Origin of the sequence: Aliidiomarina maris (genome assembly GCF_003987335.1) — a bacterium.
Lineage (GTDB): Bacteria > Pseudomonadota > Gammaproteobacteria > Enterobacterales > Alteromonadaceae > Aliidiomarina > Aliidiomarina maris.
Genome location: NZ_PIPK01000015.1, coordinates 14488 through 37662 on the forward strand (window position 1 = coordinate 14488; position 23175 = coordinate 37662).

Sequence of the window (23175 nt, forward strand, 5' to 3'; positions counted from 1 at the left end):
CCCGATTGGGTTACACGAAATAATCGACTTGCCCTTCCGCAACCCGACCTGGTGCAGCTACTGAAACTAACTGCTCAGACTCATGGTCGATATCTACACTGGCTTGGCTTGACTGCCCACGCTGCTCACCGTCCTGCCCCTGTTGGGCATTGCCGCTGCGCTGCTCACTAACGTTCGCATCCGCCAACTGAATCCCTTGCTCTGCCAGTAGCTCACGTAATCTTGGTAAGCTTTGCTCAATAGCTTCACGAGCCTGTGGCGTACTCACTTGGAAGCTGACGGACGTGGTATCTTGATTCAAACTCAAGCGAATATTCAAACGCCCAAGATCTGGCGGATCTAAACGCATCTCCGCCGCTTGCGTGCGGGTATTAAACATCACGGCTACCCGCTCGCGCAATCGTTCTGGGGCCTGCGGGCCTAAAATATCGATGGCTTGCTGTGCTTGTCTTGCCGCTTCATAGGCACTCGTATGTGGGGTGCTGGGTTGCGCCTGCGCTTCACGGGTTGCAGCGGCCTGCGGTGTTAACGTTTGTCCTTGCTGCACACTACTCATACGCGCATCAGCAGTGCTTGGTGGCGCGACATCAGCCACTTGACGGCGTAGTGCGTCGAGACTCAGTGTACGCTCAGAGTTACTCGATTCAGCGGCGTCAGTCCGCTCTGCACGTTGCACCGCTTGCTGCAACTGCTCTTTAAAGGCTTCAGTGGCTTGGCCAAACGCCTGCGCTACGCTGCTCGTCGCAGAGCTGTTACCCAGCGCGACATTCGCAGCTCTGGTGTGTTGTCGCTGCTCACCTTCTTGCTGCGTCACTAACTGCTGTAAATCTTTGAGTACCTGACTCAGCCTTTGCTCTGCTTGAGTCGCATTTGGGCTCGTATTTTGCTCAACACTACGCCCATTTTGCTCAAGCTTACTTAATAATTCACTGCGCAATTGTTGCAAGTCCGGAGCGTCATCATCAGCAGCAAATAACAACTGAGCCAGGCTGAATGGCTTATCCTTAACTTCCACATCTTGAAATTCCGAGTCTTGTTCTCGCACCGCTTGCTCAATCACTAGTAGCTGCTGCAACAAAGCTTGCTGCTCAGGGTCTAGCGCGGTTAAGTCAAGGTTCTCAGTATCAGCCTCATTCAACAACTGCGCTAATTGCAGCAAGTGCTGTAAAAGCTGCTGGGATTCTTCATCTAAGCTACTGAGGTCCAGTGTATCGGTGGTATCTAGCTGGCTATCGCCGCCTTGACTTTGCATGGCCTGCAACTCAGAGACATCAATCGACTCAAGCAGTGTCATCAGCTGGTCCAATTCCGAGTCGCGCACTTGCTGGTCAGGCTCGATAGGCAAGGCATGGTCGACTGGCTGGGTATGCCAGCTCGGCGTGTCACTCTTGTCACCGCCCTGCGCAAGTAACTGTTTGATATGTTGCCAGGTCGGCATTTCGGCTGTGTCTTGGGCTCGCGTCAGTTGGGCTACATCTTCCAGCACAGCCTGTAATCTAGGGTCTAACGTAGCTTGTTCTGAGGTTTGAGCGGAGGCGTCACGCAACAATTGGCTGACCATTGCCGCTATGCTCGAAAGAGGCATATCAACTGGCAAGTCTTTGCCGTCTGCAGCGGAGGTCGGGCTACCGTGAGCCGATGTGGCCAATGCATCTTTCAGTAGCGCCGCTAGTTCATTCAATTCAAGGCCATGGGCTTGCGCTAACGCCTCTAAATCAGAACCCGCGGGTGCTGCATCACGCAATAGCTCGACACTCGCAAGCCATTGCTCTGTGACGGAAACATCCAGCGGCTTGTCAGCATCTACCCCGGCCGACGTGTGTCGAAGCGCTGTGTTTGGGGAATTTGATTGCGCCAGCAACGCCCGAAAATCGCTCGCAAACGGAGACACCGCATCGGGTTTCAAGTTCAGGTGTTCACCTGCATTTGAACTCGTGATACTGCTAGGCCGGTCTGACACTGTTAAACCGTGGAGCAAATTCATCGGGCTTCCTCTTCATCTCACATCGACGCATGGGTTATCAAACTACAATGGGTAGCGCCATTCTAAAGGCTAAGTAAGCAATTAATATGCCGAAAATGAAGTTTGCCGTAGAGGAAGTGAAAATGCCTAACCGCTGAGGGCAGGTATCTTTACTTAGTTTGGTTCGCCCGCGCGCGACGCATAAAGCCTTGTAACGCGTATTCATCGGCGTTTCTTTGTTCTGTGCGCTGCTGCTTTAGGTTGGCTTCACGCTGCTTTTGCGCAATTAACTGCTCCACCGCTTTGCGCCGCTGCTGCTTTTCAAGCCACTGTTGTTGACGCTCTTGCACAACTTGCTCAAGGCGCTGCAGCTTAATGCGCTGCTGCCCAATCCCCTCATCAAGCTTGCCAATGAAGGCGTGGTAGTGGCCAAAACGCATAGACTGCAAACCGTTCTGCCCTAAATTGAGGGCATTGTTGAGGTACTCGGTACGATAAGACTCAAGCCCTTGCAGACGCTTGCGCTGATACTCGCATTGCTGGCGTGCCTGCTGCATCCGTACGGCAAACTGCTCCTCACGGCGACGCTCCATATCAAGCACTAGATGTAGCGATTTCTGTTGCATAGCCTCCCCTCACTCTATTAAGCAGTTTACTACTTAATGCGACTCGCAATTTGCCCTAACACAGTGACACAATCATCGAACGGCGACACGTCTAACATACCCTGTTGCAAGAAACGCTGCAGCATTGGCATCATCTGAATGGCTTGATCAACCTTCGGATCAGAGCCCTTCGCATATGCACCAATGCTAATCAAATCACGGTTCTGCTGATAGCTCGAATATAGCTGCTTGAGTGTCATGGCGTGCTGCAAGTGCTCTGCGCTAATCACCTGCGGCATCACACGACTGACCGACGCCTCGACGTCAATGGCCGGGTAATGCCCCTGCTCAGCCAAACGCCGACTGAGTACCACGTGGCCATCTAAAATCGCGCGCGCGGAGTCAGCAATCGGGTCTTGTAAGTCATCACCTTCGGTTAATACCGTGTAAAATGCGGTAATCGAACCCTGTCCGTCCCCGCCATTACCGGCTCGCTCGACCAATGCTGGCAGACGCGCAAATACCGACGGTGGGTAGCCTTTAGTGGCGGGCGGTTCACCAATCGCCAGCGCAATCTCGCGCTGCGCCATGGCATAACGTGTGAGCGAATCCATCAACAGCAGAACATTTAAGCCTTGGTCGCGAAAATACTCAGCAATTTGCGCGGCGGTTTCACAACCACGTAAACGCATCAGTGGTGATTGATCGGCAGGCGCAGCGACCACGACACTGCGGCGTAAGCCCTCTTCGCCCAAAATATCTTCAATAAACTCTTTCACTTCACGGCCACGTTCGCCGATAAGCCCAACCACGATAACATCGGCAGTCGAACCGCGCGTCATCATCCCAAGTAACACACTTTTGCCGACGCCCGAGCCTGCAAACAACCCCATGCGCTGGCCTTTACCGACAGTCAGCAGGGCGTTGATAGCGGTGACACCGACATCAAGTGGTTCGCGCACCGGGCGGCGCGCAAGTGGGTTAAGCTTTTCACGCTGACGACTGGCGCGGCGCTGGGTTTGAATGGGACCTTTACCGTCTAATGGCTCGCCAGCTCCGTCAATCACTCGTCCAAGCAATTCAATCCCCAAGGGAATACCGCTTTGGTCGGTTAAGGGCCGAACTTTGGCACCAGGAATCACGCCGTGTGCATCGTCGGCAGGCATTAAATATAAAATGTCATCGCTAAAACCAACGACTTCAGCCACCACTTCACCGGCACTGGTTTCAACCGCGCATAATGAGCCTATGGACGCGCGGCAACCAATGGCTTCGAAGGTGAGGCCAACCACACGCGTTAAGCGCCCGCTGGTTTGCAGGCGCGCTGGGCGAATCAACTGTTGGCGCTGACTTAAGCGACGTTCAAGTTCACTCTGGGCTGGCATCGGAGGGAGATCCTGCTGGGTCAGATGACGGCTGGTTCGCATCCGCGTCGGCTAATGCATCTACGTCTGGTTCAGAACGCATGGGCTCGCCCTTGGAGCCTTGCATGCCTTGAATATAGTGGCGGAAGACATCGTTTATGCGGCTTTCTAAGGTGGCGTCCACGCGCGTAACCGGCGTGGTTACAACACAGCCACCACGCGTTAGGGTGTCGTCTTTGTGCAGTTTCCAGCCCATGTCCTGACGCTCTGTCTCCGACCAACGCGATTCGACTAACGCAAAGTCTTCAGGGTGCAAAGCGATTTTAATCTGCTGCGCTTGGTCATTTAGTTCAGCAATCGCATGCTCGAGCACTTTATTGATCAACTGCGGGCTGGTTTGCACTTCATGCAGACAGATAGCCTGCGCCAGGGTTGCAGTCATCATCACCAGTTGGCGCTCAACGCCTTCACTAATTTGCAATGCCGGTTGGCGCATATGCTCAAACAGTTGCTGCCAGCGCACACTCAATTGCTCTTGTAACGCTTGGTTAGCCGCTTGAGCCTCCTGCTCGCCCGCTTCTTTGCCCGCTAGCCGTCCCTCGTCAAACCCTTGCGCATAGCCGTCTTCATAGCCTGCTTTCTTGCCTTCCTCGAGGCCTTCCGCATGCCCTTCTTGACGTGCTTCTTCGCGAATCGCTTCGAGCATTTCAGCGGTCAACGCCGGCGGCTGCTCCTCTTCAGGTTCAGGCTCTGGCTCAGGCGGCTCAAATTGCCAGCTCATCGGCTTGTTAATCGCATTGCGCCTCATCGAGGAAATTTGATCCTCGCTGGTAATGTCAGGATATTCCCATGGCGTTGGTTGGTCGGCTTGAGGACGACGCGAATTGCTCATACTAAAACCTCAATTAGAACAACAGCTCTTCGCTACTGCCGCTACCCAACATAATTTCACCCGAATCAGCTAAACGGCGGGCTGTGGCCAAAATGTCTTTTTGTGCTGCTTCTACGTCACTAATACGCACCGGCCCCATGGCTTCCAAATCGTCTTGAAGCAACTCGGCAGCCCGTTTGGACATATTGCGGAAGATTTTCGCACGTAATTTATCGTCAGTTCCTTTAAGGGCTTTTTGCAGCACTTCACCCTCAACTTCACGCAGCAAGGTCTGAATACCACGGTCGTCGACATCGATAAGGTTCTCGAATACGAACATCAGGTCTTGGATCTGCTGACTCATCTCTTCGTCTTGCTCGCGAATCGAGTCCATCAATGGTCCTTCCACCGATGTATCCAAGTAGTTCATAATATTGGCTGCTGCTTTCAGGCCGCCCATCTTCGCGGCTTGAGCACCAGACTGACCCGCGAACTGCTTTTCCATAATTTCGTTAAGCTCTTGCAATGCGGCAGGCTGAACTTCTTCTAAGTTGGCAATTCGCATCATCAAATCAAGGCGTACTTTTTCAGTAAATTGCGCCATAATTTCAGCAGACTGCTCAGGGTCAAGGTACGACAATACAATGGTTTGAATCTGCGGGTGTTCATTTCGAATCAAGGTCGCAACCTGCTTAGAATCCATCCACTTCAATGAATCCAAACCTTTCGCGCCACTTCCCATGACGATCTGTTCAATCAGGTTACCCGCTTTGTCTTCACCCAACGCAGCCGTTAGGGCTTTACGCACGAACTCTTCTGACTTGAAGCCAATGGTGGTGAAGTCTTGGATTTGCTCTAAGAATAAGCTATGAACTGCATTCACTTTTTCTTGTGAGAAATCCTCAAGGCTAGCCATCGCCATGCCCACGCGCTGAACTTGCTTCGGTTCCAAATGCTTAAGAATTTGCGCCGCGTCCTCTTCAGACAAACTGAGCAACAGAATGGCCGCCTTTTCAACGCCACTTAGTTTGTGGACGTCAAATGACTCTTCTTCTTCTAAGCGCGCCAGGGTTCGACGCTTGGTTCTGGTTTCAGCTTCAGACATCTTCATTCAACCACGCTTTGACAACTTGTGAGGACAGCTCTGGTTCGTTGGCAACTAGAGCACGAACAGCTTTGAGTAAGTCTTCGTCCTTGTGCAGATCCGGGAGCTGCAACGTTCCATCCGGCGAGAAGCCAATACTGTCGCTGTCAAATTGCTCTGTCAGCATATCAATGGTTTCGTCGCCTAAATCTTCATCACGCGCCAGTAACTCGTCAATACCATCGTCGGCACTTTCGTCTGGGTAAATCAACTTGCGTAGCATCGGACGCACAACGGTGACGATCAAGACCGTAATCACCAGTACACCCGCTAATAAGCGCATCAAACGCCAGAACCAAGGGGCTTCCCACCACGGCATGCCATCGGCATCGAACAGCGGCTGGCGAATAAACGGAAACGCAACGACTTCCACCGTATCGCCACGATTGACGTTATAGCCTAAGCCAGCCATCAGCATGCGCCGAATATTAGCAAGCTCCGCGTCGGTAAATGGCGTTTGAACTTCTTCACCACCTTCACCAGCCGCACGTCGGTAATCAAGTGCCACCGACACACTTAAACGCTGCAACACGCCACTTTGCTGGCGGGTAAAACTAATCGTTTGGTCAAGCTCGAAGTTACGGGTTTGTTCGCGGTGATTACGCCCGGGAACCGGCGCGGCCATGCTCGCTCCCACTTGTTCAGGAATGTCCGATTCCAGCGGCGGCTGATTACTTAACGCGCCTGGAATACCGCCGATACCACCACCAACGGTGTTATCTTCAATAATCATTTCTGAGCGAATCGCTGGTAGATCTGGGTTGAACGTACGCTGGGTTTGCTCCACCTGAGTGAAGTCCATCGTCACATCGACCTGAGAAGTGTAATTACCGTAACCTAAGATAGGTGACAAAATATTGTCGATCTTGTCTAAGTATTCTTGTTCACGCTGACGCTCGATTTCATACTCACGGCGCGCCTGAGCGGATAATTCATTGCGCGAACCTGAATGCAATAATTTGCCGTTCTGGTCGGTAACGGTTACTTGGCCAGGCGTCAATTGCGGCACCGCAGATGCGACTAAATCGACAATCGAATCGATTTCTTCGCGGTTAAGTTGTGGCCGACGGGTATTCACCATTACGCTAGCGCTCGGCTGGCGTTCACGTCGAGCAAACACGTTTTCGCGCGGCAATGCTAGTAGCACGCGCGCTTTATCAATCGACTGCATTTGCTCAATGGTGCGCGACAACTGTTGCTCACGCGAGTATTTCAGGCGCTCCGCTTCAAGGCGCTGGGAGACCCCAAAGCCAGGGTCTTGCATAATAAAGTCATCGCCCATGCTGCGATGGGCAGGGCCCATGCCTTGACGGGTCATTTGCAGGCGAATGGCGCTAAAGTCGGAAGCACGCACAGATACCACGTTGCCCTGAACGCGGTAATTGTGATTATTGGCATCAAGGAAATCTAAGGTTTCAACGAGCTCGCGGGTCTCAAACTCGCCAAGTGGACGATACTCAGGCTCTTGTACCCAGAGCATAATAAAGATCGCGATCGCGACACAAATTGCCAGTGCAACCACAATAATAATTTGGCGTAACGCATCAAAGTTACCAAGGCCGCTCAAAAAGCCCGATTTTTGCTCTTCGCTGCCTGCTGAACCGTCTTTATTGCCGACGTCAGGTTGGTTTGCCACAAGTTCGGTGGACTCTGCCATGCTCTTATACTCCTACCACAAACAGCCTTATACCGGCATGTTCATAATTTTTTCGTAGGCATCCACGACTTTGTTACGCACCTGTACACCGGCTTCAAACGCGATACTTGCCTTTTGCGATGCAATCATAACTTGTGCCAGCGACACGCTTTGGTCGCCCATCTCTAAACGATTACGCAGCTCACCTGCATCCATTTGTAAATTATTAATGCTATCGATAGCAGACTTTAGCATCACGCCAAACTCCGTTTGGGTTTGGTTGCCTTGTCCATTCTCGCTTAACTGCAGGCGGTCAAGCTGATTCGCCTGAGGGCGCAGCTCCGCTAGCATGCTCTGCATTTCGCTGTACAAATGGTCACTTTTAATCGTCATGACGGGTCCCCCGTTAATTCTTAACCGCGTCAAATTTCAGTCGGCCAAGCATGTAAAACTTTGGTAAAGACATTTTGTGCAAAAAGTAAGCCATCTTAATAGGTATTTTTATATCGCTTACCTAACGCATCCATTGTATCAAAGGGATTTTACGGAATATCAATGCCTTGGTCACGCATTTGTGCCAATTTATAACGTAGTGTACGGGCACTAATGCCCAGTTGCTCTGCGACTTCCTTGCGCTTGCCATGATGCCGCTTTAGCGCATCTAAAATGATTTGGAATTCCTGTTGTTTAAGCTCATTCCCGAGGCGCTCAGACGCCGCATCGGGCGGCACCACCGCTGGCTGTGACACCTCTGGTTGCACACTGGGTTGAGTGCTTTCTTCAAATGCATCATCCAGCAAAATATCGCCACTGTCGATCTGATTATCAACATGTAAGATCAGTGCGCGTTGAATCACATTCTCTAATTCGCGTACGTTACCAGGCCAGCCATAGGCTTGCATTTTGCGCTTAGCCGCGTCGGTAAAGCTAGGTGTAATCAGGCCTGCGCGCTCGCTATGCCGTGCCAGTAAGTGCTCTGCCAGAGGAATAATATCCCCCGCGCGCTCTTGTAATGGGCGCCAGCTTAATGGGAATACATTGAGTCGATAATACAAATCTTCGCGGAATATGCCGTCCGCAACGGCCGCTTTTAAATCGCGGTTACTGGTAGCGATAACTCGCACATCGAGATCAATCGTTTTACGTCCACCTAAGCGTTCAACCTGACGCTCTTGCAACACACGCAGTAACTTCGACTGTAACGACAAGTCCATTTCGGTAATTTCGTCAAGCAGCAAGGTGCCGCCTTGGGCCAATTCAAACTTGCCTGGGGTCGCTTGCACAGCACCTGTAAACGCCCCTTTTTCGTAACCAAATAAAGTCGCTTCCAGCATATTTTCAGGGATCGCGGCGCAGTTAATCGCAATAAACGGCCCTTGGCTGCGGCTCGATTGCTGATGAATATACTGAGAAAGCACTTCTTTACCTGAGCCGCTCGGCCCAGTAATCATTACCGTGGCATTGGTCGAAGCGACACGCTTAGCTAGTTTGAGCATTTGCTCACTATAACTATCACCAACCACTGGCTGGCCCTTTGTCGATGCTTTGGCCGGCAAATACCGGGTCACCAACTCGAGCAGGCGGTCGGTAGAGAAAGGCTTGCTTAGGTAATCCAGTGCACCGGCGCGCATGGCGATGACAGCATCATCGACCTTGGCGTAAGCGGTCATCATCAACGTTGGAATAACCAAACCTTGGCGCTGCATGCTCTGTAATAGCTGTAAGCCACTTAGGCCTGGCATTTGCACATCGCTAATGACCATATCGACAGGTTCTTCTTTTAGCATCAGCAGCGCCTGCTCCGCACTGTCCGCGGTCAGGCAAGTAAACCCTTCAAGCTCCAGCGTATCAACAATCGCTTCTTGCAGGTTTTTGTCATCCTCAACAATCAATATTTGGCGTTCATCTGACATTAACTGCGCTCCTCGCTAACAGGTATAACTATGCTAATCGTGGTACCACGGCCAACTTCACTGCGCAGCAGTACTTCCCCTTGGTGCGCTTTGGCGACCGTGTTTACCACAGCCAACCCCAGGCCAGTGCCTTGAGATTTGCGGGTAAAAAACGGGGTGAAAATTTGTGCTTGGTCGGCTTCAGGAATACCTGGACCGTTATCACTCACAGCTAGAAATATACGTTGCTGCTCAAGTTGTGCGTGCAACACCACGCGCTGCCCTGGTTGGCAGGCCTCGAAGGCGTTAACGACTAAATTCTGCAATGCACTGGTTAGCGCGGACATATTACCGACTAAGCCAACGGGTTGCTCACACGGCACCACGCTGAACTCCACCTGACTGCGCTCGCTAATGCTCTCCATTTGCTCAGCCACACGCTGTAACACGTCGTTGGCTTGCAAGTGCTCCACGGGTAACTGCTCACCGCTTTTCGCGAACAACAGCATGTCATTCACTTGCTGCTCCAGGTCTAACAGACGGTCACTGAGTTTGCGTGAGAACTTTTCACGCTGTAAGGCAGGTAGACTTTCGCGACATAAGTTCTGTGCATATAACATTGCGGCGGACAACGGTGTGCGAATTTGATGCGCCAACGACGCCACCATACGCCCCATTGCCGACAGCCTTTGCATGTGCGACACCCGCTCCTGTAATGCACGGGTTTCAGACATATCGGTAATGACGATCAGTTGCCCTGGGTGCGGGCTTAATGCAGAAATATCAAGGCGTACCCGCTTGCCCGAAGCCAGCGAGACTTCGTGGCCGTCATCGTCACGGGGAGCAAACGCAGATTGGATGACATCGCGCCAAAGCACGCCTTCAAGGCTTTGCCCAAGAAGTTGTTGTGCTGCCGGGTTGGCATGGCTAATTAACCCCCGGCTATCGAGCATTACCACACCGTTAGGCATTGCTGCCAGCACCGCATCAAGCGGTAGCTCGCTGCCAAGCATTGTCTGTGTCATCGTTGTCCCCCATCTTGCGAGGGCAAAGCAATGCAACGCGTGTGCCAGCCAAAGAGTCTGAATTTTGACACTCGGGCGCGACCAAGCCTAATTTTCATCGCGCTTCAGGTCGTATTTGCGCATCTTCTCGACCAAGGTTGTGCGCCGCATTTTCAAGAGTTCAGCGGCGCGCGCAACGACCCAGTCGGTCTGCTCAAGTGCTTGCTCGATCATGCTTAATTCAAGTTCGCCTAAGAGCGCTTTCAGATCGATACCTTCTTCTGGTAAGCGCGCCTGCATCGCGTCGCTGACAGTGGCGAAGTTATCCTCAAGCGCGACATCAAAATCGTCGGCAAATAAATCGTGCAGTGCATCGCGCTCTTCATTATCTGTGATTTGGTCAGCGATCTCGCTACTGCCCTGACTGTATTGAGCCACAAACTGCGGTGCATCGACATGCCGGTATTTAATCGGTAAATCATGTACATCAATCACGCCATTCGGATGCGTAATGCTCATGCGTTCAATCAAGTTCGCCAGCTCGCGTACGTTACCTGGCCAATGGTGCACACAAAGCGAATCAATCGCGCTATGGGTAAACTTAAGGGTAATATCATGCTGCGCTTCGAGCCGTCGCTGCAACTCGGTCACCAGTAGTGGAATATCTTCCTGACGTTCACGCAGCGCAGGCATTTCGACGGGAAATACATTCAAGCGATAATACAAATCTTCACGAAATACGCCGTCTTTAATCATGTGATCAAGCTTGCGATGGGTCGCAGCGATAATTCGCACGTCCGCTTCAATCGGCCGTGCACCACCGACGCGTTCGAACACGCGCTCTTGCAGCACACGTAGCAACTTGACCTGCATCGGCATCGGCATATCACCGATTTCATCGAGAAATAACGTACCGCCTTGAGCCATTTCAAAACGCCCTTTGCGGGTACTGATGGCCCCAGTAAATGCCCCCTTCTCATGCCCAAATAGCTCACTTTCAAGCAAGTCAGCAGGTATAGCACCGCAATTGACAGGTACGAAGGGCCCCTCACCACGTTGGGATAAATCGTGGATAGCGCGCGCGGTCACTTCTTTACCCGTGCCCGATTCACCAAGGATCAGCACATTGGCTTGCGTCCCAGCCACTTGGCTAATCAAAGTTCGCACTTCTTCAATACCTTGACTGCGGCCGACTAAGCAGCGCATTAACTGATACTGCTGCGGCTCTTGGTCGCGTAGGTCGCGCGCCGGGCGTTGGCGATGGTACTCATGACAATAATGCAATAGCTGGGTCAGCTCTGTGTGGGTGACATCGGTGGAAATATCGCCAACCAAATTTGGCACGGAGTGGCTGCTATGACCATTGCTGCTGCACTCAACGCTAGGCCCTACTGCTCTCAAAATAGGTGTGCGTGGAAATTGGCGCGCCACCACATTCACCGCAGTGTCGTCACAGCATACGAGGCAAAATGGCGGGGCTGACTGTTGCTTTAATTTGCTTTCAAGCTCATCTAAGCCAACAGCCACGGGGTTCTCCCCCATAAACTGAAACAATGCAACTAAACGCTGCGCACTTGTTTCATGCTGTTCACACACATAGATGGTCTTGTTATGTTGCATCTATATCCCTTTAAACCATGGACCCGAGCCAGAAGCGCTCATTTCCGCTAGATAAATATATGCCGTCTGCCTCATCATGGGTGGCAGGCTCAGCCTCAACTACCCATTGATAATACACGTTTCTATGCACGCGCGCCAAAAAACCGTCACGTATCTTGACCGTTGGTAAATTCTGCTCGATAAGGCATGGGTATTGAGCCGATACAATATAATGCTCGTCAGTATTGGTGGTGACTTGGATCTGGCCGTTATCCAAGCGCTTCCATTGGGTTATCATGAAGGGCAAGTCGTCGACTTGAATGCGCACTTTTTCTGCTGGGGTAATGAGAAAATATTCCCCGTCTTGGCGCCAAAGTACGCTGGCAAACAAACGCACCAATGCTGCTCGGCTTATCACCGAGTCCTGATACAGCCACTCGCCGTTGTGGTTGATACGAATATCAATGTCACCGCAAAACGGCGGATCCCAGCGCTCAAGTGGTGGGCGTTTATAGTCGCTTAAACTATCCTGCAAACGGGCAATATCAACCATAGCAACTTAGGCGCTAAGCTTATTCTGACGTAATAAGTACCACAAGGTTGCCTCTGTGCGGTTCGACACTTTAATCGCCTTGAATATAGCGGAAAGATGAACCCGGATAGTGCCTTCAGTGATCCCCAGAATATTGGCGATTTCTTTATTCGAAAGCCCTTGTGCCAGCAGTTGCATAATCTCTTGCTGACGCGGAGACAAATGACGTTCAATATCATTACGCGCAGAATTTGAGCTACTGCTGTACATAGTATCTTCAGGCAAATACTCGCGGCCTTGCAGTAAGCCATGAATCGCAAGCTTCATCTGCTCTGCCACTGCGCCTTTGCATAAGTAACTGCGCGCGCCTTGCACTAGTGCATGGCGAATGTCTGCGCTATGTTGGCGCCAGGTAAATAGAACGATGTGGCTGTCGGCACCATGTTGATAAATTTTCTGCACCACGTCACGGTGATCAACATCTGGCAGGTCCAGCTCGGTGAAAATCAAGTCATAGTGCTCGCCGCTACTAAGGTAGTTTTGCGCCACCGCAAAGCTGTCTGCTTCATAAATAGCAATACGGTCACTATAACTGGTCAATAAATGAATTAAGCCCGAGCGGGTTAAAAATTGAGAATCTAGGATGAGTATCTTCATGGTCTAATTACGTCACTTTTGTTGTTATCGTTATCAGCTGTCACACTATAGATGTATCGTTATGCATTTATACGCATTTATATGCATCAGCAAAATCTTAATTTAACGTTCCGCATAGCTGGATACGTTAGGGGCTATGGATTACTTTAACAAAACTCTTATAACAATGTTAAGTTTTCTCTGCTCTAATGCAAGAAATTTGTCAAATTTGAGTAAATTTACGCACAAACGTTTAGATGCGCAGAACTTACTCTCCCCTAAGTTGGCCTTAGCTTCACACATTCAAATAAGCAGTACGACCAAGCCGCAACGGCAAGTTGTATAATTTCGGCACATTTGAAGACACATTTTTCATTAGCCCTAGACTGCACCTGCGTGAAAAAAAGGGTATAGTCAAAGCATTGTTTACAAGCGAATTTAATCTTATGAATACAAAGTTTTCGTGGTCTCTCATTGCTAGTGCGTGCGCAACGCTTGCGCTAACATCGCCAGTCGCTCAGGCCGAGGCGCAGCTGTACCATAACTTCACTGGCTACACCTTTAGTGGTCAAGACGGCGCTGCTCTCGATTTGCACAGCTTTAATCATATGGTGGTGGAAGACGGGAAGATTGTCGCCACTGGCAACGCCAACCTGGCGCAGCAGTTTCCAGATGCCCGTAGTGTCAACTTGCAAGGCCGTATTGTGCTGCCAGGCTTAATTGACGCCCATGGCCATATTCACGGTTTAGGTGAAAACCTGGTGCAAGTCGACTTACGCGGCATTAACAACCGCACAGCAACCGTCGCCAAAGTTGCCAACTACGCGGACGCCAATCTGGAATTAGAGTGGGTGCTTGGCCGTGGTTGGAACCAAGTCAACTGGCCAACCCGCGACTACCCCAACCGCCAGGATTTAGACGAGGTGATTAACGACCGTCCAGTTTTCTTAGTTCGCATCGATGCGCATGCCGCTTGGGTTAACACCCATGCGTTAGAACTAGCAGGCATTGATAAAGACACGCCAGATCCCGACGGCGGTCAGATTTTAAGAGACAGTGACGGCAATGCGACGGGCATTCTAATTGATACAGCCATGGAACTCGTGCGCCAGCATATTCCAGAACCGACCCAGGAAGCGCGTTTGCAAGCCGTTAATATGGCGCAGCAGCACTTGCTTGAATTAGGTCTAACTCAGGTGTTAGACGCGGGCGCCAGCGCCGCTCAGCTTGACGATTATCGCCAACTAAATGAGCGCGGTGAACTCAACATGCGGGTCAACGCCATGATTTCAGCCAGCGACCCAAGTTTAAGCGAGCTGCTAAGTGCTGGGGTGTATGAAAGCGACGACCACAAGGTTCGCATTGGTAATGTGAAAATGTATGGTGATGGTGCCCTCGGTAGCCGCGGCGCGCGTTTAATTGAACCTTATAGCGACGAGCCTGACAATTATGGCTTGCTTATCACCCCGGCAGAGCGCGTACGCGCGCTATTTGAAGACATTCATCAGGCTGGCTTTCAAATTAGCTATCACGCGATTGGCGATTACCCGAACCAATTGGCCCTCGACGAATTTGCCCGCATCATTGAGAACGACGCATCAATCGATAGCTTGGGCCAATATCGCCACCGCATTGAGCATGCGCAAATCGTGCGCGTTGAAGATATTCCACGATTTGCTGAGCTTGGCATTATTCCGTCGATGCAACCTACCCACGCTACCAGTGACATGAATATGGCGGAAGACCGCGTTGGCAGCGAGCGCATCGCAGGTGCTTATGCCTGGCGCAGTTTTATCGACAGCGGTTCGATTATTGCGGCGGGTTCGGACTTCCCTGTAGAGTTGGCGAACCCATTTTACGGCATCCACGCGGCCGTCACACGTCAGGATCGCAATGGTCAGCCGGTGGAAGGTTGGTATCCGGAACAGGCATTAACCTTGGTCGAGAGTTTGCGTAGTTTTACCCTTGATGCTGCCTATTCAGGGTTTACCGATAGTTATACCGGCACCTTGGAAGCAGGCAAGTACGCCGACTTTATTGTCATTGACCGTGACCCATTTAAAATAAGTAATAAAGATTTATGGCGAATTAAGGTATTGTCTACCTATGTCGCTGGTGAGCAGGTCTACCAGCACAGCAATCGATAATTTTTACAGCCGATGCCCAGCATCGGCTTTTTTTAACGCGGTTTGACTATGAATGACTTTTTGTTTGCTGACGATGCGCCGTCCAACGATGTACCGCCCCGCTCCCATGCGACTTCGATGCCTCCTTTTCGCATTCTGATTGTCGATGACGACGAGGAAATTCATGTCATTACGAAAATGGCATTGAGCGAATTTCACCTCAACCACCGTCGCCTGGAGTTTGTGTCTGCTTATAGTGGCGAGGAAGCGCGCCAGTTATTATCGCAGCAGCATGATTTTGCGTTGGTATTACTCGACGTTGTAATGGAACATGACCATGCGGGACTGGATGTCGCGCGCTGGATACGCGAAACCTTACGCAACCGATTAATTCGAATCGTGTTGCGCACCGGTCAGCCGGGCCAGGCACCGGAAGAAGAGATTATTGCGCGCTACGAGATTGACGATTACAAAGAGAAAACTGAGCTCACCTATCGTAAGTTGGTCACATTGATGTACTCCAGCTTACGGGCATACAGTGAACTTTGTCGTATTGAACGCAACCGCCGTGCGCTTGAGCATATTATTAATGCATCGGCGCAATTATTTAGTGCCGCGAGCGTGAAAGAATTGAGCCGTGGTATTTTAGAGCAGCTTGTTGCCATAGTAACCCACGCAGACACCGCCGCATATTGTAGTGTTGACGGTGCCATCGACGGCGTCACCGCTGCGGGCTCGAGCGCAGCCAACCTGCGCGTGCTTGCCGGCGTGGGCCAGTACCAGCATGATGAAGGGCAAGGTTTAGCCAAGCACGTCGACCAGCAGGTTATCGCTCGGCTTATTCAACGCCAGCAGCCCGTAAGTTTTGAAATTCACCAGCAGGATTATTACGGTCTGTACCACACCACGGATGGGCGTTATTACCTGCTTTTTATTCAAGGCATTGTGAAACAGCAACACAGTGGCGAATTAGCTGATAGCGATCAACACTTACTGGAATTATTTATGAATAATACAGCGATCGCTTTTGAGCACGCCCAGCGTACTCAACATACAGAATAAGCAGCTAAGGACACCTCGCTATGAAGCTAGAAGACATTCGCCGTGATTACTTAAGCCAACAACTCGATCGCAACGACCTGCTTGAAGACCCCATGCTACAGTTCGAACAATGGTTTGACATTGCCAAGTTGGCACAGCTAAGTAGCGACCCCACCGCGATGGTAGTGGCAACAGCCGACGCACGCGGCCGTGTCAGTCAGCGCGTGGTGTTATTAAAGTCCTTCGCCACCGACGGTTTGGTGTTTTACACCAACCTGCGCAGTAAAAAAGCTCAGCAGTTAGCCGACAACCCACAATGCAGCGCGCACTTTGGCTGGCTGCCACTCGAGCGCCAGGTCATCTTTGAAGGTCAGGTTGAGTTTTTAAGCGCTGCAGAAAACGCTGCTTATTTCCATAGCCGACCGCGCGCCAGTCAAATTGCGGCCTGGGCATCAGCGCAAAGCCAAGCAGTCGCTGACCGCACGACCTTGGACCAACAGTATCAACAACGTGAACAAGAATTTACTCAGCTTGAGACGATTCCATTACCAGAGCATTGGGGCGGCATTCGCATTCGCCCCGATTATGTTGAATTCTGGCAAGGCCGCGCCTCTCGCTTACATGACCGCTTTGGCTATCAGCGCCAAACCAGTGGCGCTTGGCAGATTACACGCCTACAACCGTAGCGGCATGGGTTTTGGCATAGCTTTTGGCATGGCGACGTCAAAGCGCTCTGCCGCGCGCTCTAATCGCCCAACAGTCGCGCTATCTAACTGAACGCCTTCCGCCAACTGCTGCTGGCGGTATTGCAGCGCTCGCTGACCTGGCACCCGAACTGGCTTGGTTGAATCTATCGGCGTGCAAGCTTGCATGCGCGCGACCAAATCATCCGCCTGCTGTATAAACTCACTTGGCTCACCGAACGCCGCGGGGTCAAGCACCTGCACGAACAAACTGTTGCTCTCGCCGTCGTCTGGGCCCTGGCTGCGGCCATAGTTACTCAAGCCCATGGTCCAAATTTCACTCATTAAACACAATGCTGAACCTTTGTAACCCAAGTCATGGCCACCGAGCGGTAAAATAGCAGCACCCTCGCCTTCGATGTACACCGATGGGTCTTGGCTCAGTTCACCTGTGGCGGTGATGAGCGCAGGCCATGGCAGCGCTTCACCGCGCTCCCAAAACTGACGTACTTTGCCTGCTGCGGTCATAGATAAGCTGATATCAATTAATATCGGTGTTGTACTGGTCGGCACCCCCACTGCATAGGGGTTAGGTGAAAACAGTGCTTGCTTCGCGCCAAAGGGGGCAACGCTGGATTGCGCTGGAGTAGAACAGATTAAATTGACCAGCAGCCCTTGCTCCGTTGCGATACGTAAATAGGCGGCTAAGCTGGCAACGTGCTGAGCGCGTTTCACCACAATACTACCAGTGCCCGCTATTTTTGCTTTGGCACACGCCGCTTCCACGGCCTGCGCCGCGACATAAGGGCCAGGTAAAAATGCTGCGTCCCAGGTTGCAACGGCCGCGCGGTCACGCACTATCTTAATGGCACCGTCACCCCGTGCTTTACCATCGGCTAACAGCTTGGCATTGAAATATAAACGCTTTAGGCCATGGGTAGAAAAACCCAGTAAATCGCCTTCAAGCAGATAAGTTGCTGTGGCGGCGGCGATATCGTCGCGAGCCCCCGCTTTTGCTAGTACAGTTTGAGCAAATGTAGCTAAGTCTTGGGCCGCAAATGTATTCATATCACCTCTTTATTCACTGCAGTCACGAACCGAATGCTGAAAAATTTAGTTTACCGTTAAATTGTCACTTGGTCAGCAAGCTGCCTTTGGGTAAGCTGTTAGGCTATTTGGCGAAAAACCAAGATGCCAACAGTAACACCGTATTAGCGCAAGGACATTAGATGAAGAAAATTGCCGTCATTACCAGCGGAGGAGACGCCCCAGGTATGAACGCCTGCATTCGGGCGATTGTATTAACTGCCTACCAGCACGGCATGGAAGTGATCGGCTTTCGGCATGGGTTTCGCGGTATCGTGGAAGACCTCAACCAGCCCCTGCACCCCAACGACATGCGCTTAGTCAGCCAGCGCGGCGGTACAATTTTATTAAGTTCGCGCTATCCTGAATTCAAACAAGTCAGTGCGGCCAAGGCTGCGGCACAAGTGCTCGATGCCCATGGCATTGGCGCACTGGTGGTGATTGGCGGCGACGGTTCGTTTCGTGGCGCACATCACCTCAATCAACATTGGTACGGCCAAGTGATTGGTGTGCCAGGCACCATTGACAATGACTTAGCCGGCACCGACACCACAATTGGCTTTACCACCGCGGTCGACACCGCGATGGAAGCGATTGACCGCATTCGTGAAACCGCAGAAGCCATGGCCCGCGTATTCGTGATTGAAGTCATGGGCCGCCATGCTGGTTTCATTGGTTTGCACGCAGCTATTGCGGGCTCAGCAGAAGGCATGTTGGTGCCAGAGCTTGAGCCGCAACCTAAGTTAGCCGAGATCGCCGACAATATTAAACGCGCGCGCAGCGCATTTCCTGACAGTAGCTATATTGTGGTGGTATCGGAAAACTTATGGCCCGGCGGTGTGTCTCAGTTAGCCAAAGAGCTGACTCAAGCCACTGGCACGACATGCCATGCTGCGCCTTTAGGGCATATTCAACGTGGTGGACGCCCCAATGCGCAGGACAGAATCTTATCCATGCAGTTGGGGCAAGCCGCAGTCCATGCAATTATTGATGGTGCTAGTGGCCATATGATTGGCGTAGAGCAAGGCCATGTGGTTGAAGTTCCTATTCATTTAACGTTTGAGCGCGATAAACCACTGGACCTGCGTTTGGTCAATTTGCAACGCGGCTTACAACAGCTAAATTTTGCTTCAAAAGTGGGCGAAGAATCCGCATAATTGCGCCCCCAGCTCAGACCGAGTTTGGGACGCAATTTGTATGAATAGCCGACGATAAAAGGTGAACAACATTGGCACAACCTATCGATTTCAACGTGCAACTAACCGAACCTGTGCGCGCCTACTTTGGCGCTGAAGTCGCCAAGCAGGTTTACCCGGGGCACACCCACGTAATTGGTTTCGGTTTTGATGGCACGGCGTGTTTTCGCAAAGGCACCCGCCATGGACCGGATGGTTTACGCTCTATCTCTGAGGATATTGAGTCGTACTCACCGTATCAGGACTTTGACCTGACCGATTTCACCTTTTATGACCTAGGCAACCTTGAGCTTGGCGAGAAGGCCGATGTCGAAGCGCAGTGGCGTCATGCAAGCGATGACTTTGATAAGATCTTCGCATCTATCGACCTAGCTGCGAACGACGTTCGGGTCATGACCTTGGGCGGCGAGCACTCAATTTCTTACGCGCCTATCGTCAAATACTTACAGCAATATGATGACTTAGTATTGCTGCACTTAGATGCCCATGCCGACCTACGCGACGGTTTTGAAGGCTATCACTATTCACACGCGTCGATTATTCGCCGCGTGCTTGACCACTTTGGTCCGAATCATCAGTTGATTCAATATGGCATTCGCTCCGGCACACGGGACGAGTATCGTTATATGCACGAACACAAAACCGTGCGCACATCACGCAAAGACTTCCTTGAGAGCGTCGCTGCGATTGCCAAAGATCGACCGATTTATTTGACCTTAGACCTGGATTACTTCGACCCCTCGTTTTTACCTGGCACGGGTACGCCAGAACCAGGTGGTGAAGATTTCCACTCGTTCATCAGCTTAATTAAGCTGCTCGGCGAGCGTAATTTGGTCGGCTGTGATGTGGTTGAATTGTCACCACAAATTGACCCGACGGGTAATTCCGACGTATTTGCTGCCAAAGTGGTACGCGAACTATTAATGACTATGGAAAAAGGACGCTGCGCATGAGCCATTGGAGCATTGACGAAGCCGAAGAACTTTACGGTGTAAAACGTTGGAGCGCCGGCTATTTCTCGATTGGCGAGAATGGCAATATTCAAGTGAACGCAGACCACCGTCGCCCAGACGTTAAGATCGATCTGAAAGAGGTCATCGACGAAATGGTTGCTGAAGGGATTCAATTTCCAGCGGTTATTCGTTTCCACGACGTACTGCGTTCACAAGTTGAGATTTTAAACGAAACCTTCCGCAACACCATTCAACAGGCCAACTTTCAAGGCCAGTATGTCGGTGTGTATCCGGTTAAAGTGAACCAAATGCGTGAAGTGGTTGAGGAAATCGTTGACGCTGGCGAACCCTACAACTACGGCCTTGAAGCCGGTTCAAAGCCAGAATTGATGGCGGTGATGGCTTACAACGAAAACCCTGAGGCATTAACGGTTTTAAACGGCTACAAAGACGAAGATTACCTGACTCTGGCTTTATTAGGCCGCCGTTTAGGGCGCAAAATCATTGTTGTGGTCGAGAAGTTCTCTGAACTGGAAATGCTGGTTGCGTTGTCTCAGAAGCTGAATATCGAACCGATGATCGGCCTGCGCAGTAAAATGATGGTGAAAAGCCAAGGTAAATGGGCGAGCTCCAGTGGTGAGCGCGCTAAGTTTGGTTTAAGCATCGCTGAGATTTTAAATGCGATTGAATACCTGAAAAAACATGACATGCTGCACTGCGCCAAGTTGCTGCATTATCATATCGGTAGCCAAATTTCTGACATTCGTAAAATCAAAGAAGCGGTTACCGAAGGTGCGCGCCTGTACGCCAAGCTTGTGCAAATGGGTGTGCCCATGGAATACCTGGACATCGGTGGCGGCCTTGGCATTGATTATGACGGCACCAGTTCAACCACAGACTCATCGCGCAACTATTCGACCGACGAATACATTGCCGACGTGGTCTATGGGGTGAAACAAATTTGTGATCTTGAGGAAGTCCCCCACCCTAATTTGGTCAGCGAAAGTGGGCGTGCGATTACCGCGTACCACTCAATGGTCGTGACCAACGTGGTGGGCGAAATTAAGGCCACGGGCACCCAGTTTGATATCAGCCCAAGTGACGGCGAGCACGTGCTGGTGAGTAACATGCGTGAGCTGGTTGGCGAACGTACCTTGCACCCGCAAGAACGCTACAACGACGCCGCAAGCTTTAAAGAAAGCGCATTTGAAGCCTTTAAACTTGGGGTACTCGATTTGCCTGAAATGGCAAAAATTGACGTCATGTATTGGCAAATACTTACCGAGATTCATCAGTCTCTTGACCATGACAACTTCGTGATTCAAGAACTTGAAGACCTCGATAACACCTTAGCCAGCCAATACTTAGGTAATTTCTCGGTGTTCCAATCAGCCGCTGATACCTGGGCGATTGGGCAGCTATTGCCAATCGTGCCTATTTCGCGTTTGAACGAGAAACCAACAGTACGTGCATCAATTGCCGATATTACCTGTGACAGTGACGGTAAAATTAGTAAGTTCATTGAAGGCACTCAAGTGAGCGAAAACATCCCGCTGCACAAGCTGAAAAAGGACGAGCCTTACCACATTGGTATGTTCCTGACCGGTGCTTACCAAGACGTCATGGGCGACATGCACAACTTGTTTGGGCGCTTAACTGAAGTTCACATTTTCGCCCACGACGAGGCCGACGGCGATTTCTACATTGAAGAAATCGTACCGGGCAACTCGGCAGCGCGGGTACTTGAAACCATGCAGTATAATACCGACTACATGGCGAAAGTGGTGAAAAAGGCCGTTGATAAGCAAATCCGCAAGGGCAATATCGCGCCACGTGAGGGTGTTCGTTGGACCGACTTTTATGAAAAGTGCCTCGAAGGTAGCACCTATTTGCGCACTGAAAAGTAGTAAAACGGGCATTTAGTGAGCAATCGCGCGCTAAGTGCTAAAAAGCGTTTGACTTGCACGCTCATTTTGCGTTTAATTGCACCCACGCCCAGATAGCTCAGTCGGTAGAGCAGGGGATTGAAAATCCCCGTGTCGGTGGTTCGATTCCGCCTCTGGGCACCATGATTACAGAAACCCGCCTTTTGGCGGGTTTTTTGTTTTATGGTATGGTTTAAGCCACAATCAAAACGCCCATAAACTATTCCAATAAAACAACAGGTATCAGCGATTATGCGAACTTCCCTTAAGGTGCTTGCCACCGCCGCCTCACTATTGACCGTCACCAGTGTGAGCGCAGCCCCCGTGTTGACCTCTACCAATGTACAAGATCAATTTTTCGATAACCTGCGCCAGTATTGCGGCCAAGCATTCGAAGGCACTGTGGTAGAAGACAACTTTACCGGCATTGAAACCTTCAGCCAAAACCGCCTGGTGATGCACGTACGCGTGTGTGAAGAAGACCGTTTAGAAATTCCATTTCATGTGGGTAACAACCATTCACGTACCTGGATTCTAACCAAAACAGGTTCAGGAATATCCCTTAAACACGATCATCGTAAAGCCAATGGCGACGAAGATATCGACGGCGGCACCATGTACGGCGGCCATACTATCGATTCCGGTTGGGCCAACGCGCAATCGTTTCCTGCGGACCAAGCCTCAAAAGAAGACTTTATTCGCCGTCGCACACCGCAGTCAGTGGGTAACACTTGGCATATGTTTATCTACCCAGACGAGTTTTTCGGCTACCGCCTCACCCGACCTGGGCGCGAAATGCGGGTCGACTTTGACCTGACCAATCCGGTTGACCTACCCCCTACTCCTTGGGGTTATGAAGACTAAATCCAAGTTTGGTTCGGGTACAAAAAAAGGGCATCGCTGCCCTTTTTTATTGCCC

20 protein-coding genes and 1 tRNA gene are annotated in these 23175 nt (G+C 51.2%); 8 read left to right on the forward strand and 13 right to left on the reverse strand.

Going from position 1 to position 23175, the window contains the following annotated elements; genetic code table 11:
- Positions 1-10: 10 nt before the first annotated feature.
- The 12 genes from CWE07_RS12540 to CWE07_RS12595 form a co-directional block, all read right to left on the reverse strand.
- The gene (locus tag CWE07_RS12540; protein ID WP_111570188.1) at positions 11-1984 is read right to left on the reverse strand and encodes a flagellar hook-length control protein FliK; all 1974 of its coding nucleotides are present in this window, start codon (positions 1982-1984) and stop codon (positions 11-13) included.
- 149 nt (positions 1985-2133) lie between these two features.
- Complete coding sequence (fliJ, locus tag CWE07_RS12545; RefSeq protein ID WP_111570189.1) at positions 2134-2589, reverse strand: flagellar export protein FliJ; 456 nt, start codon at positions 2587-2589, stop codon at positions 2134-2136.
- Between the two features lie 29 nt (positions 2590-2618).
- The gene (fliI, locus tag CWE07_RS12550) at positions 2619-3953 is read right to left on the reverse strand and encodes a flagellar protein export ATPase FliI (protein WP_111570190.1); all 1335 of its coding nucleotides are present in this window, start codon (positions 3951-3953) and stop codon (positions 2619-2621) included.
- A complete protein-coding gene (gene fliH / locus CWE07_RS12555) occupies positions 3937-4824 on the reverse strand; it encodes a flagellar assembly protein FliH (protein ID WP_111570191.1) in 888 nt (295 codons plus the stop codon). Before fliH ends, fliI begins: the two co-directional genes overlap by 17 nt.
- A gap of 13 nt (positions 4825-4837) precedes the next feature.
- Entirely contained in the window at positions 4838-5908 is a 1071-nt protein-coding gene (fliG, locus tag CWE07_RS12560) for a flagellar motor switch protein FliG (RefSeq protein ID WP_111570219.1), read from the reverse strand.
- Complete coding sequence (gene fliF, locus CWE07_RS12565; protein ID WP_111570192.1) at positions 5901-7604, reverse strand: flagellar basal-body MS-ring/collar protein FliF; 1704 nt, start codon at positions 7602-7604, stop codon at positions 5901-5903. The genes fliG and fliF overlap by 8 nt, the downstream gene beginning before the upstream one ends.
- A 27-nt stretch (positions 7605-7631) precedes the next feature.
- Positions 7632-7976: a flagellar hook-basal body complex protein FliE gene (fliE, locus tag CWE07_RS12570; RefSeq protein ID WP_111570193.1), complete on the reverse strand. Its 345-nt coding sequence runs from the start codon at positions 7974-7976 to the stop codon at positions 7632-7634.
- Positions 7977-8125: 149 nt separating this feature from the next.
- Complete coding sequence (locus tag CWE07_RS12575; protein WP_111570194.1) at positions 8126-9496, reverse strand: sigma-54-dependent transcriptional regulator; 1371 nt, start codon at positions 9494-9496, stop codon at positions 8126-8128.
- Entirely contained in the window at positions 9496-10500 is a 1005-nt protein-coding gene (locus CWE07_RS12580; protein WP_181452295.1) for a sensor histidine kinase, read from the reverse strand. The genes CWE07_RS12575 and CWE07_RS12580 overlap by 1 nt, the downstream gene beginning before the upstream one ends.
- Before the next feature lie 87 nt (positions 10501-10587).
- Positions 10588-12099 carry a sigma-54 dependent transcriptional regulator gene (locus tag CWE07_RS12585; RefSeq protein ID WP_111570195.1) on the reverse strand — a complete coding sequence of 504 codons (1512 nt, stop codon included), beginning with the start codon at positions 12097-12099 and terminating at the stop codon, positions 10588-10590.
- A gap of 10 nt (positions 12100-12109) precedes the next feature.
- Positions 12110-12631, reverse strand: coding sequence for a DUF1285 domain-containing protein (locus tag CWE07_RS12590; RefSeq protein WP_111570196.1), 522 nt, complete (start codon positions 12629-12631; stop codon positions 12110-12112).
- A 6-nt stretch (positions 12632-12637) separates the two neighbouring features.
- The gene (locus tag CWE07_RS12595) at positions 12638-13267 is read right to left on the reverse strand and encodes a LuxR C-terminal-related transcriptional regulator (protein ID WP_111570197.1); all 630 of its coding nucleotides are present in this window, start codon (positions 13265-13267) and stop codon (positions 12638-12640) included.
- A gap of 425 nt (positions 13268-13692) precedes the next feature.
- On the opposite strand from CWE07_RS12595, the gene CWE07_RS12600 reads away from it, so the two are divergent.
- The 3 genes from CWE07_RS12600 to pdxH are packed head-to-tail and all read left to right on the forward strand — an operon-like array spanning position 13693 to position 17099.
- Complete coding sequence (locus CWE07_RS12600) at positions 13693-15393, forward strand: amidohydrolase (protein ID WP_111570221.1); 1701 nt, start codon at positions 13693-13695, stop codon at positions 15391-15393.
- Positions 15394-15441: 48 nt separating this feature from the next.
- The gene (locus CWE07_RS12605; protein WP_111570198.1) at positions 15442-16434 is read left to right on the forward strand and encodes a DUF3369 domain-containing protein; all 993 of its coding nucleotides are present in this window, start codon (positions 15442-15444) and stop codon (positions 16432-16434) included.
- A 20-nt stretch (positions 16435-16454) separates the two neighbouring features.
- On the forward strand, positions 16455-17099 hold the full coding sequence (gene pdxH / locus CWE07_RS12610) for a pyridoxamine 5'-phosphate oxidase (protein ID WP_111570199.1): 645 nt from the start codon (positions 16455-16457) through the stop codon (positions 17097-17099).
- On the opposite strand, the gene CWE07_RS12615 is transcribed toward pdxH, so the two are convergent.
- Positions 17088-18164 (reverse strand): Ldh family oxidoreductase, encoded by a 1077-nt coding sequence (locus CWE07_RS12615; RefSeq protein ID WP_111570200.1) that lies wholly within the window; start codon positions 18162-18164, stop codon positions 17088-17090. The genes pdxH and CWE07_RS12615 overlap by 12 nt on opposite strands.
- A 161-nt stretch (positions 18165-18325) precedes the next feature.
- Between CWE07_RS12615 and CWE07_RS12620 the strand changes: the two genes are divergently transcribed.
- From CWE07_RS12620 to CWE07_RS12640, 5 genes are all read left to right on the forward strand, one after another.
- Positions 18326-19339 (forward strand): ATP-dependent 6-phosphofructokinase, encoded by a 1014-nt coding sequence (locus CWE07_RS12620; protein ID WP_111570201.1) that lies wholly within the window; start codon positions 18326-18328, stop codon positions 19337-19339.
- Between the two features lie 71 nt (positions 19340-19410).
- Complete coding sequence (gene speB, locus CWE07_RS12625) at positions 19411-20331, forward strand: agmatinase (RefSeq protein ID WP_241974141.1); 921 nt, start codon at positions 19411-19413, stop codon at positions 20329-20331.
- Positions 20328-22238, forward strand: coding sequence for a biosynthetic arginine decarboxylase (speA, locus tag CWE07_RS12630; protein WP_111570202.1), 1911 nt, complete (start codon positions 20328-20330; stop codon positions 22236-22238). Before speB ends, speA begins: the two co-directional genes overlap by 4 nt.
- An 86-nt stretch (positions 22239-22324) precedes the next feature.
- Positions 22325-22400: transfer RNA gene (locus CWE07_RS12635), tRNA-Phe, on the forward strand.
- A 108-nt stretch (positions 22401-22508) separates the two neighbouring features.
- Positions 22509-23120, forward strand: a complete 612-nt coding sequence (locus CWE07_RS12640; protein WP_111570203.1) for a hypothetical protein — start codon at positions 22509-22511, stop codon at positions 23118-23120.
- The last annotated feature ends 55 nt before the right edge of the window (positions 23121-23175 follow it).

Coding starts and splice junctions, on each gene's coding strand:
- CWE07_RS12540 (WP_111570188.1), bottom strand. CDS start 1,984: ATGAATTTGCTCCACGGTTTAACAGTGTCAGACCGGCCTAGCAGTATC.
- fliJ (WP_111570189.1), bottom strand. CDS start 2,589: ATGCAACAGAAATCGCTACATCTAGTGCTTGATATGGAGCGTCGCCGT.
- fliI (WP_111570190.1), bottom strand. CDS start 3,953: ATGCCAGCCCAGAGTGAACTTGAACGTCGCTTAAGTCAGCGCCAACAG.
- fliH (WP_111570191.1), bottom strand. CDS start 4,824: ATGAGCAATTCGCGTCGTCCTCAAGCCGACCAACCAACGCCATGGGAA.
- fliG (WP_111570219.1), bottom strand. CDS start 5,908: ATGTCTGAAGCTGAAACCAGAACCAAGCGTCGAACCCTGGCGCGCTTA.
- fliF (WP_111570192.1), bottom strand. CDS start 7,604: ATGGCAGAGTCCACCGAACTTGTGGCAAACCAACCTGACGTCGGCAAT.
- fliE (WP_111570193.1), bottom strand. CDS start 7,976: ATGACGATTAAAAGTGACCATTTGTACAGCGAAATGCAGAGCATGCTA.
- CWE07_RS12575 (WP_111570194.1), bottom strand. CDS start 9,496: ATGTCAGATGAACGCCAAATATTGATTGTTGAGGATGACAAAAACCTG.
- CWE07_RS12580 (WP_181452295.1), bottom strand. CDS start 10,500: ATGACACAGACAATGCTTGGCAGCGAGCTACCGCTTGATGCGGTGCTG.
- CWE07_RS12585 (WP_111570195.1), bottom strand. CDS start 12,099: ATGCAACATAACAAGACCATCTATGTGTGTGAACAGCATGAAACAAGT.
- CWE07_RS12590 (WP_111570196.1), bottom strand. CDS start 12,631: ATGGTTGATATTGCCCGTTTGCAGGATAGTTTAAGCGACTATAAACGC.
- CWE07_RS12595 (WP_111570197.1), bottom strand. CDS start 13,267: ATGAAGATACTCATCCTAGATTCTCAATTTTTAACCCGCTCGGGCTTA.
- CWE07_RS12600 (WP_111570221.1), top strand. CDS start 13,693: ATGAATACAAAGTTTTCGTGGTCTCTCATTGCTAGTGCGTGCGCAACG.
- CWE07_RS12605 (WP_111570198.1), top strand. CDS start 15,442: ATGAATGACTTTTTGTTTGCTGACGATGCGCCGTCCAACGATGTACCG.
- pdxH (WP_111570199.1), top strand. CDS start 16,455: ATGAAGCTAGAAGACATTCGCCGTGATTACTTAAGCCAACAACTCGAT.
- CWE07_RS12615 (WP_111570200.1), bottom strand. CDS start 18,164: ATGAATACATTTGCGGCCCAAGACTTAGCTACATTTGCTCAAACTGTA.
- CWE07_RS12620 (WP_111570201.1), top strand. CDS start 18,326: ATGAAGAAAATTGCCGTCATTACCAGCGGAGGAGACGCCCCAGGTATG.
- speA (WP_111570202.1), top strand. CDS start 20,328: ATGAGCCATTGGAGCATTGACGAAGCCGAAGAACTTTACGGTGTAAAA.
- CWE07_RS12640 (WP_111570203.1), top strand. CDS start 22,509: ATGCGAACTTCCCTTAAGGTGCTTGCCACCGCCGCCTCACTATTGACC.